A 13,581-nucleotide genomic window follows, 5' to 3' on the forward strand; every position below is an offset into this window, starting at 1 on the left:
GTTAGTTGTCAGTCGTTGGTAGGTGGCAGTCGGCAGTTGGTACTCGGTGCTCAGCGCTCGGTACTCGGTACTCGGTACTCATCCCCCTGCTATTCTGTTTTACGCAGCATCCAAAATCCATGCCGCCGGCGAATTCGTTCCAACCCGCAATTCCCTCCTCTCAAGGCAGAGTCTGGCGGGCGATGCGTTCGTTGCGGCACCGCAATTTCCAGCTCTTTTTCAGCGGACAACTGATCTCGCTGGTGGGCACCTGGATGCAGTCGGTGGCGCAGGCGTGGCTGGTGTACCGGCTGACCGGGTCGTCGCTGCTGCTGGGCGCGGTCGGATTCGCGTCGCAGTTCCCGGTCTTCCTGGTGGCTCCCATCGGCGGCACGATCGTAGACCGGCACCACCGCCATCGCCTGATCATCGCCACTCAGACCGCCTCGATGATCCTGGCCTTCGTCCTGGCGTGGCTGACGCTCAGCCACCGCGTGCACGTGTGGCACATCTTCGCGCTGGCCGCGTCGCTGGGCGTCGTCAACGCTTTCGATATTCCCGGGCGGCAGGCGTTTCTGGTGGACATGGTGGGCCGCGAAGACCTGATGAACGCAATCGCGCTGAACTCCTCGATGTTCAACGGGGCGCGCATCGTCGGTCCGGCGGTGGCCGGCGTCATGGTGGCGGCGGTGGGCGAGGGCTGGTGCTTCTTCGCCAACGCGGTAAGCTACCTCGCTGTGCTCGCAGGATTGGTGCTGATGGACGTCCGCCGCTACGAGCCGCCGGCGCGCACCGCCTCCACGCTGGAGCACATCATCGAGGGATTCCGGTACGTGCGCCATACCGCACCGATCCGCACGCTGCTGCTGTTGCTCGGCCTGGTGAGCCTGGTCGGCATGCCGTATGCGGTGCTCATGCCGATTTTCGCCGACCGCATCCTGCACGTGGGCGCGCGCGGGCTCGGACTGCTGATGGGCGCCACCGGAGTCGGCGCGCTACTCGGGGCGCTGACGCTGGCGGCGAAGCAGGGGTTGAAGGGGCTGGGCAAGTGGGTGGCGGTCTGTTCGGTTGGATTTGGCGCGAGCCTGATCCTGTTTGCCTTCGCGCGCTCGCTCTGGCTCTCGCTGCTGCTGCTGCTGCCCGTGGGTTTCACCATCATGGTGCAGATGGCGTCCTCCAACACGCTCATCCAATCCATGGTGCCCGATCACCTGCGCGGGCGCGTCATGGCCGTGTACTCGATGATGTTCATGGGCATGGCGCCGTTTGGGTCGTTTTTCGCCGGCGCGCTGGCGGACCGGCTGGGCGCCCCGATCACGGTGGCCATCGGCGGCGTGGCCTGCATTGCAGGATCGGCGTTTTTTGCCGCGCGTCTGCCGGGGTGGCGCGCCGAAGCCCGCCAGCTCATCATCGCGCAAGCCGTCGCCGGGGGCGATCCGGCGCAGGAAATGACGGTACGCGGAATTTCGCAGCGGTAGCTCGAAAGGCTTCAGGCTTTAGGCTTCGGGCTTCAGGCTCCCTCTGGTTCGTCGATCTTTCAATGTCCTCTCAGGTTCACGTCAATATTTGTTTACATTTAACGTCTGCGCGTATGGTTGGGCCTACCTCGTCAAAACTTAACCGTGGACTTACGGGCACACAGGCAGCGAACGGCGCTACAATGACTCCCAGCAGCACTCCAAAATTGATTCGTGCAATTGAGGAGGATCAGATTGAGGCCGCATCGCTTGTTGGTTTTATTGTTTGCACTTGTATCAGTATGCCTTGCGGAGTCTCCGGGAGAACTGGCCAAGAGAGGCTTTAAGTCTGTCGTCCTCCTCGCAATGAACGATTCGAATGGCCAGCCGCTGTGCATCGGGAGCGGATTCTTTGTCTCTGAAAACGTAGTCGCTACGAACGCCCACGTCATTGAAGATGCCGGCAGCGGGTCGGCGAAACTGGTCGGACAAGCTCACACATATCAAATCTTGGGTACTCTCGCAATTGATCGCCATGCAGACTTAGCCTTACTGAAGGTCTCGGGGAAAGCCCCTTCGTTGCGATTGAGTCCGGGGCCAGGCCCGAGCATTGGTGATAGCGTTTATGTGATCGGCAATCCCCTCGGCCTAGAGGGCACCTTTTCAGCGGGCATCATCAGCGGAATCAGGCATACGGGATCAGACTCAATCGTTCAAATGACTGCTCCGATCTCTCCGGGCAGTAGCGGTGGGCCAGTGATGGATGTTGCAGGCGAAGTTATTGGGGTCGCTGTTGCAACATTTAAGGAGGGACAGAACCTTAATTTGGCCGTACCTGTAAGCTACTTGGCGAAGATGCTCGAAACCCACCCGGCCGTTGTGGCACCACTGCGCCCGACACTGAAGAGCTCTAACGCATCCACATCTATAATAGACGGCTTGGGAACAAGAACTGAAGAAGGCGTCTTGGCAACTGACTTCAGGTCCTCTTACCCTAGAAGCTATCAGATAAGGCTCACAAATAAGCTCCCGGTTGCAGTCTCTCAGATTGACGTTGTGGTTGTCTTCTATGACCACTCCGGTAAGATGCTGGATTTTGATCGTTTTAGATATGCGTACACGATCCCTGCTGGTCTGACGAAGGACGTCGAGCAGACGTACGTGCTCGATAGCATAGAAGCTGGGAATTGGCAGCATGGGCACTATACCTTCAAGGTTGAAATGCGAGTAATCGGATTCAACACTGGTGAGTCCCAGTACTGAACGGCGTTCCCGCCCAGGTGTCAAACGTGATTGCACTAAAATTCAAGTCAGCAGTTCTGAAAGAGAAAGTTGAACCGTTGTGTCAGCGAGTCCTCAGTTATTTCCAGCTTCCCGATTACAAACTGCTTTCCTATATTGATGATGAAATTCCACCGGACTTGCCTAGACTGCATGCCTCATCAAGCGGGATCCACACCCCGATCTTTGGAGGTGGCAGGTGGCCCCATTACGTTGAAGAGTGGTTCTATACCCGCGAAAAGGAGTTTGCTTTTGACAATCTGATTTATATCCCCGGCACCAAATACATAGGCGACCCGGTCACATTCACAATGATATTCGCGCACGAGCTTCAGCATTTCATGCAGTACGGCCAGTCGAGGTTGGCTTATAAAGTAAACTGCATCCTGTTCGGCAATGTCGGAGAGTTCGACCGGGGCGCTATGGCCTGGGACATTCCTTACGAGCGGGACGCCATGATCGCCTCCAAGCGCGTGATAGAAGCTGAGTTCGGAACACCAGCCGTACAGCAATCGGTTGAGAAGCAAATCGCTGACACGAATGCCAACGGGAACTTTTCAAAAAAAGAGGTGTGGAACTTCCTCAACACCCTTTCGTCTGCGGCTGACTACGACTGGCGCGAAGAGACTTGCCGCCTCATCCAAAGATACCGCCCGTACCTAGAGACAACTGTAGACGCGGCGGAGATGCGCCTCCTTAACACATGGGTGCGTCTGGGACGCAACATCATTTCCTGAGTTGACATCGCGCAAGGGGTCGCCGGCGGCGATCCGGCGCAGGAAATGACGGTACGCTGGTACGCGGAATTTCGCAGAGGTAGCTCGCCAGAATTCAGCAAACCTCTTTAGCCACAGAGGACACAGAGTAATTTTTCATTTCTTCTCCTCTGTGGCCTCTGTGGCTAATGTTGGGGGCTGAAAGCCTATTTCAACCCGGCACGCTCCGCCGCCAACTTGGCCAGCGCGGCCCAATCCAGCTCGCCCATGCCGCGCGCGACGGCGGAAAGAAAACTGTCGTGGATGAAGCTGGCCACCGGCATGGGCACCGCGGCGCCATCGGCCGCCGCCAGCGCCAGACGCACGTCTTTCAATCCCAGGCGCAGGCGGAACCCGGCCGGCTCCCACTTCTGCTGCGCAATGATGGCCCCGTAGGTCTTGTACACCGGCGCCGCGAACAGCGAGTTGGTGAACACGTCCAGCATGGTGCCGGCCTCGAGGCCGTATTTCCGCCCCAGGGAAAAAGCTTCGCCGAGGCACTCGATGACCGAGGCAATCATGAAGTTTCCGCTCAGCTTGGTGACATTGGCCATGACCGGCTCTTCGCCGACCACAAACGTCTTCTGCCCCATAACGTCGAACAGCGGCAGGCAGCGCTCGATTGCCTGGTGGGGTCCGGCCGCCACGATGAATAGCTTCGCCGCCTCGGCGGCTTCCGGACGTCCGAACACCGGCGCCGACACCAATGTCTGCCCGTGCTCGCGGTGCTTGTCCGCCAAACTTCGCGACAGAGCAGCGCTGATGGTGCTCATGGAGACGTGAATCCCGCCTTTGGGCAGGCCCGCAATCAGGCCCTGCGGACCCAACACAATTTGTTCCAGGGCAGCATCGTCGGCGACCATGCTAAACGCCACGTCGGCGTGGATGGCGGCCGGATGCTCGGCGACCATCGCGCCCTCCTTCGCCAGTCCATCCGCCTTGGCGCGCGTGCGGTTGTACACGACAACTGTGTTGCCGGCCTTCAGCAGGTTGCGCGCCATTGCCCGTCCCATCGACCCCAGCCCCAGAAATGCAACTCTCACGGTCTATTCCCCCTTCCGGCTAAACCGTTAGAGTACATTAGGCATTAGCCAAACACAGGTGTATCGGTCGCCTTCCTTGTGCCGAAGGACGCGCGCTGGAGATGCTGGCCCTGGTTGAGGCTACTTGCCCGGTTCCGGCAACGGCATGGCTGCGCTGCCGTGCGCGTCGCTGTACTGCAGAATGTACTTCACTTTCTTTGCGCCGCTGACCGGGAAGTAAAGATATCCAGCAACGGGTTTCTCGAATGTCCCGCTGGGCAGAGCCTTGTCCTTCAACTCGGCTTCCAGGACGCGGCGGTCGGCATCGGACTTCGGCTGCTTGGGATCAAGACCGACACCGACACCGGCGCCGGTGGTCACGCCACTCTGGCGCTGGCCATAGATGTCGCGTCCGGACTCGTAGCCGACGGTCGCCACAGGATAGAGGGTCACGTCGCGGCCGCCGGGCTTTTGCAGGACGGCGGCGATGGCCTGCGGGCTGGCGGCGTGGAGCACGGTCTTAGTGCTTTCGATGGCGAGGGTGAAATTGGCCGGATCGAGTTTGAGCTCGCCATTCTTCGGATAGAGGGCGATCTCGACGACGATATAGCCCTTGCCGAGTTCGGGTGAGGCGAAGGTATGTCCCACTTGGGAGGCGGAGAGTTGCGCCGCGCCGATGACCACAGTCTCGGTTTGCGCCGAGGCGGGAAAGCCGTCGGGGTTGGGACGCGGCTTGATTCCCTTCGACTGCGCCAAAGCAGAAGCTGCGAGCAACAGCACACAGGCATACAGCGCGCGAGCCTTCATGGTTGTGAACTCCGCAGATCAATCTTCAGCGTCTTGCCGCTGAGCACGTAAATGCGCCGCTCGAAATTGCCGCTGGCGGAACGCACCTCCAGCTTGTACACCCCGGGTTGCAGATGCAGCGACTTCAGCTTGCCGGCTTCCCCGGCGTAACCGCCTTCGATGTACACCTGTGCGTCGGCGGCGGCGTTCCGCAGCACGACCTTTCCTGCCTCGGGAGCGTTCGAGTATCCCGGATAGATTGCCGGATGGGGTCCCCAGAAGGGGTTGTAGTAGGGCCAGGCAAACGGTCCGTATCCGTAATAGGGCGGATAGAACAGGCTGCGGGCGTATCCGCCGCCGATGCCGATCCCGCCCAACCGCACCTCTGCCGCAGCTTGCGGTGGGGATGCGGCGGCCACAACCCCCAAAAGGAACACGAAGCACGCCAGCGCACGTGGATGGCAGGTCATCGCTCTACCTTGAGACTTATTCTCTACTTCTGCCAACCGCAGAGCCAGTCGAAAGTTGCTGACAAAATGCGCGCTTCGCAAGAAGGTTTCTCTAAACGGGAAGCAATTCCGGCCCCGCCCTGCAAGATCGACAAACCGGGAGACTAAGTTGCCGCTCGCGTTGGCGCAAAGAATAGGCAGTACGGTCGTGGGGAGCTGTCGGGTCGAAGCGGGCACACCCATCAGCAGCTACCACGCGCCGCGGCACTCGCAATCCACTTTGCGCTTTCCACTCCCGCCTTTTCCCATTAGAATGCCCCGCACTCTCTTTCCAACACCCAAATTCAGGAGGCAAAATGCGCATCACTAGAACTCTGACTCTGTTCCTGCTGTGCGTCTTCGCAGTGAGCGTCACCGCTGCCGCGGTCGACCCGCACGTTGGGACCTGGAAGCTCAACGTCGCCAAGTCGAAGTACAGTCCTGGTCCGGCGCCGAAGGAAGTCACGATGAAGATCGAGGCCAAGGGCGCCGGCATCCACCTGACGCAGACGGGCATCGATGCCGCCGGCAAGCCGATTAAGATCGAGTTCTCCGCCAACTACGACGGCAAAGACAATCCGACTACCGGCGTCACCAATACCGACACGATAGCCGTCAAGCGTGTGGACGCCAACACCACCGAGAGCACGCTGAAGAAAGGCGGGAAAGTGGTGATGACGGTCATTTCCGTAGTGTCGAAAGACGGGAAAACCCGTACCTCGACTTTCAAGGGCACCGACGCCGCCGGCAAACCGGTCAACAATGTCGCGGTGTACGACAAGCAGTAGATGCGCTTTGGTCTATCGGTCTATCGGTCTGTCGGTCCATTCGGTTAAGCCCAATTGCACTGGAACCGAACGACTGATAGACCGAACGACCGACAGACTGATCGACTGACAGACCGAACGACCGATAGACCAAACGGCCGATACCATCCCCACCTCGCCCCGCCCCGCAACTTCACGCCAAGACCGCGCGGTAAAATGTTTGGCGGATGGGAGCGGGAGAGTCGAACTGGCGGACAACGCGCAACTCGTGACGCCCTACGCGGCGCGCATGGACAAGACCATGGCGGCGGTGATGCTCGCCGGCATGTGCACCTTCCTGAATGTCTATCCGACACAGCCGCTGCTGCCTTATTTCCGGCAGCTTTTTCACGCCTCCGAGCTGGAAGTCAGTCTGACGGTGAGTGCCACGATTTTTGCCGTGGCGGTGACCGCGCCTTTTGTCGGTGTCGTCGCCGAGCGCCGGGGCCGCACGACCGTGATCGTGCCGTCGCTGCTGCTGCTCACGCTGCCCACCGCGCTGTGCGCCACCGCCACTAGTTTGCACGCGCTCATCTTCTGGCGATTCGTGCAGGGCCTGTTCGTTCCGGGCGTGATTGCGGTGATGCTGGCCTACATCACGGAGGAATGGGAGGGGCGCGGCGTGGGACGCGCCATGGCCGCCTACGTCAGCGGCACGGTGATGGGCGGATTCCTGGGCCGCTTTCTGTCGGGGCTGATCACCACGCATGTTAGCTGGCGCGCCACGTTTGTTGCGCTGGCCGGATTGAACCTGGCAGGCGCGCTGCTGGTCCGGGCATGGCTGCCGATGGCGACCCGGTTCGTGCAGGCGGAACACATGTCGCATGCCCTGGCGGATGCGCGCCGGCATTTGCGCAACCTGCGGCTGCTGGCCAACTTCGGCACCGGCGCGGCGGTGCTGTTTTCGCTCGTCGGGTGCTTTACCTATGCGAATTTTTACCTGGCGGCGCCGCCGTTTCATCTGAACGCGGCGCAACTGGGCAGCATCTTCTTCGTCTACCTGGTCGGCGTGGTGATCACGCCGATGTCGGGAAAGTTTCTCGACCACTACGGCTTCCGGCGCACCGCCTTTCTCTACTGCGCGATGATGATTGCCGGACTGCTGCTGACGCTGGCGCCGTCGCTGGCGGTGGTGATCGCCGGGCTGGCGCTTTTTTCGTCGGGAGTGTTCATCGCCCAGGCGGCGGCGACGGTGGAGACCGGGGCAATCGCCGGGCGGGCGCGATCGTCGGCCGCGGGCCTGTACGTCACGTTTTATTATCTGGGCGGCAGCCTGGGCGCGGTGGTCACGGGATGGTGCTGGCAATGGGCGCGATGGCGTGGATGCGTGGCGCTGCTGGCGGCCGCCGCCGTCGTCAGCCTGGGACTCGGTCTGTTGAGCAGCAGGCCGGGCGAGAAGCTGCATCCGGAAGAAGCGGAGATCGTGGCGGATTGAGGCGGGCTGTGAGGTTTGTCCGCGCAGCCCACGAGGAAATTTCCAAGCGTGCTAACTAAGCGGCGGCTTTGCGTTTCCAATCACGCAGCCACTTGGCAAAGAAATTTTCCCGATCGGCGAGCAATACGTGAACCGCCGCCACGAACTTCCGCGGCGGCTCCCGCTTGGGAAAAAACACATCCACATGGTCCAACACTTCTTCAGGTAACGAATCGTGTGCGCTCAGCAGCATGATCGGAATGTCCGGCTTGAGCCGCTTCATGCGCGAAGCGACCACGTCACCGCGCATCTCCGGCATTTGGTAATCCAGAACCACGGCATCGACGTGGCACGAGGCGAACAGTTTCAGCGCCTCACGGGGGCTGGTGCTGATCAATACGTAACAGCCTTCTTGCTTCAGCAGAGCTTCGCGTCCGATCAAGCCCTCCACTTCGTCATCCACGCATAGAACGACCGGGTGCCGCATGCGGCCCTCCTTGCAGGGCGTCCGCCAAGTTACGCCATACCGGAAGAGCACGGGCATCACCAGTCGCAAGTGCTTGTGAACAAGGAGACGACTTCAGTACTCGTATGTAATTGCTGCGCACCCTAGGAAAAACCGTGGGTTGCCAGGAGCGCGGAATCAGGCAACCTGTGTTTTGGGCGCGCGGTCTGCAGAATGCGAAAAAGCTGCGGTCCTTTGCATTCCTCTCGGCAGCGCACCAGCAGCAATTCTTGCGCGACATCAGGCGATCGGCATGGCGACTTTCGAAAGCGACGGTGGCTTCGGCTCGGCCCCAAGCGTTACCGCGAGTTGAAGCTGAACATCCTTGAGCGGGACGGCGGGAAATGCCAGCGCTGCGGCCGGCACGGTCAACTCCAGATCCATCACATAGTTCGGAGAAGCCAGTTGGATTCTGCATGTCCACCGTAACTGCCATAGCATCGGAAATCTATCGCACGCTCGAAGTCGCGCCTCAAAGCAGGGCGAAATGTGCGGACTATTTCCCTACCTTTGCATTTTCTTGCACTTTGGTCGAGCCGTAACGCCCCTGGAGTCAAACCGCAACGTACTGATATCAAAGGCACAACCGTAATATTTGGATGGTTACTGAAGTGCACTGTTTCCAACCGCGACTTTGATCGTGTCGGTTGGACCATGCCCGTCTGGAAGCTCGTCAACGGCGTGACAGTGGCGCAACCTGGGATGTCTCCTCGCGCGTTTCAGCCCAAGTTCGTCCATCGGCTATTTGCTTGCCTTTGTCTTCCTTATCGTCATCCCGCTGCCAATGCCTGTGTTAGCGAATGGCAACTGAGAAGCGTCAGGAGCTGCAACATGCAAGCCCCGGTCTTCTTTTCGCGTTACCTCGGCGGCTGCGACGCGAACCGACTCGAACAGATCAGGGCGCTGAACCCGGGCTGGATGACCCCAACCACGTCCAAGCCGGCCGGCGGATTCGACTGCCCGGGACGGCAGGTCGAGTCAGGCAACAACACAGCAAAGCGTGATTGCGGCTAGGAACTGAATGAGCAAAATCTACGAATTGCTGAGGCAAGCAGAAGAGGAGCGCCGTGCGGCCGTGCCCGAAATGCCGCGTGCTGCTGTAGACCGCAAGCCGATCCACGCCGCCGCCGCATCGGTTGCTGATCTTGATGAGACCGGTCATGAGGGAATGCTTCGCCTGCAGGCCGTCCTGGCAACCGCATACCTGCTGGGCCAGCACTGGCAGCCGCTGAGCACGGAACTCACGCCCGCGGGGGCGGCACAACTATTCTCCGCCTTGGTATCGTTGCAGCGGCAGGCCGCCGACCTCGAACTTGAAATGGACGAAGTCTTGGCGTCAGTCGCGCATCATGCCCGCGCGTTGACCCGGGCGGATGCGGCAGCGGTGGCCCTGCTCCAGGATAACCGCGTGGTCTGCCGGGGGCGTGCCGGTCTGAAGGCGCCCCCCCTTGGCACGTGCGTAATCCTTCGCTCGAGCTTTACCGGCCAATCGTTCTGCACCCGCGAGGTTCTGTACTGCGAGGACACCAAGAACGATCCGCGCGTCAACGAGACAGCGTGTAGCGTCGCTGGCATCCGTTCTATCCTCGTGGTGCCGGTCGAGCAGGATCAACAATCAATTGGGATTGTCGAAGTATTTTCCGCTTCGCCCGCGCGATTTGGAAGCAGCGAGAGTCGCGCCCTTGAATTGCTGGCCTGTGTGGTGGCAGACGCAATTCGCGTCCGTGATGTCGTCGGTCCACCGCCACCGCGTGAGCCGGTCGCAGCCGCTTGCGAAGTTGCGCCGTCAGCCACCACGTTAGCCACGGCGAAGACTGCGCCGACGCCAGCTCCGCAGAAAATTCGCCGGGATGTTGCGGTCACTAGCAAGCTGGCGCGAAGCGAGCCAGGGCCCGTGGCTGTGCGGCGGCCACAACCTCGCAGCCAGTTTCGTCCGTGGCTGGTGATCTCAACTCTGTCGGTCAGTTGCGTCACGGGCGTCCTCATCGGACATCAGCACGGCTTGCTGAGACCGCCCGCCCTGGCGCCGCGCTCAATCGTGGCAGCCGAACCGGCGCCCACAATCGCCGTGTCCGCATCGCCGCTACCGCAGACAGTCGCCATCGGCCCCGCCATCCTCCAGGGAGTGAAGTACAACTCGCGGCCGGACTTCACCAGCATTGCCATCGAGTTGAGCGGTCCGGTGAAAGTGAAGGCAGAGCAACTGGCCAACCCCGACCGCATTTATTTCGATCTTGCCGAAACCCGCATAGCTCCTGAAGTAATCGACGCCCTGCACGCCAAGATTATCCCGGTCGGCGACCGGCTGGTGAATCGCCTGCGGGTGACACAGAAATCTGAAGACGCGGCGCGCGTGGTCATTGATCTGAATCGCGCATGCGAGTACACGTACTTGATGTCGGAAGCGCCGCCGTTCCTTCTCTTAGTGGAACTGCACGCTGCGGACAAGGCCACCGGCGCGCAAACCATGACCCCCGCAATCACAGCGCCGGCAGTCGCCCTGCCGGCAATCGCACTCACGCAGAAGCGGATTCCAGCGCCGATCCGGCCCTTGAAGATCGTTATCGCCCCCTTGAGCAGGCTACTGAAAGCGCGCCTGGAACCGAGACCATTCTCACCAGTTTTACCGCGCTACAAACGCGCTACGAGGAAAAGCCCTGCGTAACCGCCAGGCTACACAGGGCTTAGAATTCTTGGTGCCGAAGAAGGGACTCGAACCCCCACACCCTTGCGGGTACATGGACCTGAACCATGCGCGTCTGCCAATTCCGCCACTTCGGCGTGGCGCGGCTGCCGAACGGCGCCGCGAAGGCTACACCGCTATGTATTTTACAGACGTGAATGGCGGCATGCAAACCGGTCAGTTGTCGATGGTCCCCTCGACTGCGCTCGGGACAGGCTCTGGTCGATGGCCGCTGGCGAACGAAAAGAAATGGCCGGCAAACAACGTTAATCCCGGAAAGGGATTCCAACAGGAGGTGGCATCAGTGACCTGGGGCCCGGTTGTGGCAAGGCAGGAGAGTAGAATGCTGCCGCAGACGCGTATGGAACCAACGAAGATGTCTCCGGAAAACAATAGCAAGCTGCGCTCGCTCGCCCACGATCTGAGCAATTCCATTGAGACCATCATGCAAGCTTCTTACCTGCTGGCGCAGGCCAAACTCGACGACACCAACAAGAAATGGCTGGAATTGATTGACAACGCGGCGCGGGATGCGGCGCGCATCAATCGCGAGATCCGCGAAGTCCTGAAGTCCCAGTCAAAATAGCGGGTTTCGGGCTTCAGGCTTCAGGCTTCAGGCTTCAGGCTAAAGACGAAAACACGGAATCGTACCGCGCCCCCCCCGCCCGGCAGGGCTACTTCACCGCGCCCACGGTAAATCCGGCGATAAAGCGGTCGAGGAAGAGGTTGTACAGGATGGCGATGGGCACGCTGGCAATCAGGCAGGCGGCCATCAGCGAGCCCCAGTAGTACACGTCGCCACGCACCAGGAAGGTGGGGACGCCGACGCTCAACATCTGGCTTCGCTCGGTGGAGATAAACGTCAGCGCATAGACGAATTCCTGCGTGACCAGCGTGAAGGTAAAGATCACGACGGTCAGGATGCCGGAAAGCGAAATCGGCACCACCAGCTTGAAGAATGCTCCCAGCCGCGAGAGGCCATCCACCATGGCGGCATCTTCCAGTTCGCGCGGGATGGATTTGAAAAATCCCATCAGCAGCCAGATGGAAAACGGCACGGTGAATGTCGGGTACACCAGCACCACCGACCAGATGGTGTCCTGCAAGCCGAGGATGGCGACCACGCGCGAGAGCGGGATGAACAGCAGCGTTGGCGGCACCAGGTAGGTAAGGAAGATGGCGACGCCGATCCTCTGGCCCCAGCGCCCAGTCAGCCGGGTCAGGGCGTAGGCGGCCGGCAGCGCCAGCACCAGCGTGATTGCGACCACGATCGCACCGACGATCACCGTGTTCGTCACCCAGACCATGTACTTGGTCTGGCCGAACAGCAGCTTCAGGTGCTCCAGCGTCGGCGCCATGTTGAACTTGAAGGGATTGTTTTGCAGCGTGTACAGGTCCGCAGTCTGCTTGAACGTGGTGATGAACATCCAGTAGAACGGGAACGCCAAAAGAACGGCAAACACCACCAGGACAGCCCAGCGCGCGATGATGTGGCCGGCGGGGCGAGCGGCGCCGCGCTGCATCACGCCACCTCCGATTTGTACGCCAGACGCAACATCACGTAGGTCACCGCCACCATGATCGGCACCAGGAACAGCGAGATGGCCGCACCCTGGGAGAGGTCGCCGGCGAGAATGCCGGTGAAGAAGGCCAGCGACGGCAGCACCTGGGTGGAATCGTAGGGCCCGCCGGCGGTCAGCACGTACACCACGGTCATGTCGGTAAAGGTGAAGATGATGCCGAACAGCACCGCCACCATGATGATGGGCAGCATCATGGGAATGGTGATTTGGAACAGGGTGCGCCAGAAACCGGCGCCATCCACCTGCGCGGCCTCGGGGATGTCCTTGGGAATGGCGGTCAAACCGGCCAGCATGATGACGGTGGAAAACGGCAGCAGGCGCCAGGAGTGCACCAGGATGACCGACGCCATCGCCAGATACGGCTCGCCGAGCCACATGGGCGCGGAGTATGGCTTGTAAAAATGCAGCGCGACCAGCACCCAGTTGATGACGCTATACAGCGAATCCAGAATCCACTTCCAGCCGATCGCGCCCAGCGAGATCGGCGCCACCCAGGGCAGCAGGATCAGGAAGCGCACAAACCCGCGGCCGTGGAATTTTTCCTTCAGCGCCACCGACAGGATGGTCGAGCCGACGATCACCAGCACCTGGGAGATGATGGTGAAGATGAACGAATTCATCAGCGCCTTCCTGAAGCTGGGGCTCTGCAGGATGCTGCGGAAATTTTCCAGCCCCACCCAGTGCGACTCGATGCTGCCGACCCTGACGTCGGTGAAGGCATAGACAAACGCCAGGATGAAGGGACCACCGATGAGCACGGCGATGAAGACGATCGCGGGAGAGAACATGGCCACACCCAGCAGCTTGGCGCGGTTTTCCGGG

The 13,581-nt window shown here is 60.5% G+C and carries 15 protein-coding genes and 1 tRNA gene; 8 read left to right on the forward strand and 8 right to left on the reverse strand.

Features of this window, described 5'->3' with window-relative positions; all coding sequences use genetic code 11:
• Positions 1-119 precede the first annotated feature (119 nt).
• The 3 genes from LAN70_00245 to LAN70_00255 all read left to right on the forward strand — a co-directional run bounded on the left by LAN70_00245 (position 120) and on the right by LAN70_00255 (position 3,454).
• Positions 120-1,457 (forward strand): MFS transporter, encoded by a 1,338-nt coding sequence (locus tag LAN70_00245; GenBank protein ID MBZ5509576.1) that lies wholly within the window; start codon positions 120-122, stop codon positions 1,455-1,457.
• A gap of 249 nt (positions 1,458-1,706) precedes the next feature.
• Positions 1,707-2,699, forward strand: coding sequence for a S1C family serine protease (locus LAN70_00250; GenBank protein ID MBZ5509577.1), 993 nt, complete (start codon positions 1,707-1,709; stop codon positions 2,697-2,699).
• Positions 2,700-2,725: 26 nt separating this feature from the next.
• Positions 2,726-3,454: a hypothetical protein gene (locus LAN70_00255; GenBank protein MBZ5509578.1), complete on the forward strand. Its 729-nt coding sequence runs from the start codon at positions 2,726-2,728 to the stop codon at positions 3,452-3,454.
• Positions 3,455-3,639: 185 nt separating this feature from the next.
• Here LAN70_00255 and LAN70_00260 read toward each other — a convergent pair whose 3' ends face one another.
• The 3 genes from LAN70_00260 to LAN70_00270 form a co-directional block, all read right to left on the reverse strand.
• Entirely contained in the window at positions 3,640-4,515 is an 876-nt protein-coding gene (locus tag LAN70_00260) for an NAD(P)-dependent oxidoreductase (GenBank protein ID MBZ5509579.1), read from the reverse strand.
• A 120-nt stretch (positions 4,516-4,635) separates the two neighbouring features.
• On the reverse strand, positions 4,636-5,301 hold the full coding sequence (locus LAN70_00265; GenBank protein MBZ5509580.1) for a hypothetical protein: 666 nt from the start codon (positions 5,299-5,301) through the stop codon (positions 4,636-4,638).
• On the reverse strand, positions 5,298-5,750 hold the full coding sequence (locus LAN70_00270) for a hypothetical protein (protein ID MBZ5509581.1): 453 nt from the start codon (positions 5,748-5,750) through the stop codon (positions 5,298-5,300). The genes LAN70_00265 and LAN70_00270 overlap by 4 nt, the downstream gene beginning before the upstream one ends.
• A gap of 335 nt (positions 5,751-6,085) precedes the next feature.
• On the opposite strand from LAN70_00270, the gene LAN70_00275 reads away from it, so the two are divergent.
• Complete coding sequence (locus LAN70_00275) at positions 6,086-6,556, forward strand: hypothetical protein (GenBank protein ID MBZ5509582.1); 471 nt, start codon at positions 6,086-6,088, stop codon at positions 6,554-6,556.
• A 268-nt stretch (positions 6,557-6,824) separates the two neighbouring features.
• Complete coding sequence (locus LAN70_00280) at positions 6,825-8,009, forward strand: MFS transporter (protein MBZ5509583.1); 1,185 nt, start codon at positions 6,825-6,827, stop codon at positions 8,007-8,009.
• A 55-nt stretch (positions 8,010-8,064) separates the two neighbouring features.
• Here the strand turns inward: LAN70_00280 and LAN70_00285 are convergent, their stop codons facing one another.
• Entirely contained in the window at positions 8,065-8,475 is a 411-nt protein-coding gene (locus LAN70_00285; GenBank protein MBZ5509584.1) for a response regulator, read from the reverse strand.
• A gap of 258 nt (positions 8,476-8,733) precedes the next feature.
• Positions 8,734-8,877 carry a hypothetical protein gene (locus LAN70_00290; GenBank protein MBZ5509585.1) on the reverse strand — a complete coding sequence of 48 codons (144 nt, stop codon included), beginning with the start codon at positions 8,875-8,877 and terminating at the stop codon, positions 8,734-8,736.
• A 447-nt stretch (positions 8,878-9,324) separates the two neighbouring features.
• Here LAN70_00290 and LAN70_00295 point away from each other — a divergent pair, with 447 nt between their 5' ends.
• The gene (locus tag LAN70_00295) at positions 9,325-9,507 is read left to right on the forward strand and encodes a hypothetical protein (GenBank protein ID MBZ5509586.1); all 183 of its coding nucleotides are present in this window, start codon (positions 9,325-9,327) and stop codon (positions 9,505-9,507) included.
• A gap of 7 nt (positions 9,508-9,514) precedes the next feature.
• Positions 9,515-11,158, forward strand: coding sequence for a GAF domain-containing protein (locus LAN70_00300; GenBank protein ID MBZ5509587.1), 1,644 nt, complete (start codon positions 9,515-9,517; stop codon positions 11,156-11,158).
• A gap of 29 nt (positions 11,159-11,187) precedes the next feature.
• Here LAN70_00300 and LAN70_00305 read toward each other — a convergent pair.
• Positions 11,188-11,274, reverse strand: a tRNA-Leu gene (locus LAN70_00305).
• Here LAN70_00305 and LAN70_00310 point away from each other — a divergent pair.
• Positions 11,232-11,762, forward strand: coding sequence for a hypothetical protein (locus tag LAN70_00310; protein MBZ5509588.1), 531 nt, complete (start codon positions 11,232-11,234; stop codon positions 11,760-11,762). The two genes, LAN70_00305 and LAN70_00310, sit on opposite strands and share 43 nt — an antisense overlap.
• 88 nt (positions 11,763-11,850) lie before the next feature.
• Here the strand turns inward: LAN70_00310 and LAN70_00315 are convergent, their stop codons facing one another.
• Together LAN70_00315 and LAN70_00320 are read right to left on the reverse strand one after the other, a co-directional pair.
• A complete protein-coding gene (locus LAN70_00315) occupies positions 11,851-12,699 on the reverse strand; it encodes a carbohydrate ABC transporter permease (protein MBZ5509589.1) in 849 nt (282 codons plus the stop codon).
• Positions 12,699-13,547, reverse strand: a complete 849-nt coding sequence (locus tag LAN70_00320) for a sugar ABC transporter permease (protein ID MBZ5509590.1) — start codon at positions 13,545-13,547, stop codon at positions 12,699-12,701. The genes LAN70_00315 and LAN70_00320 overlap by 1 nt, the downstream gene beginning before the upstream one ends.
• Positions 13,548-13,581 lie beyond the last annotated feature (34 nt).

The organism is Terriglobia bacterium (assembly GCA_020072845.1).
Lineage (GTDB): Bacteria > Acidobacteriota > Terriglobia > Terriglobales > Acidobacteriaceae > JAIQGF01.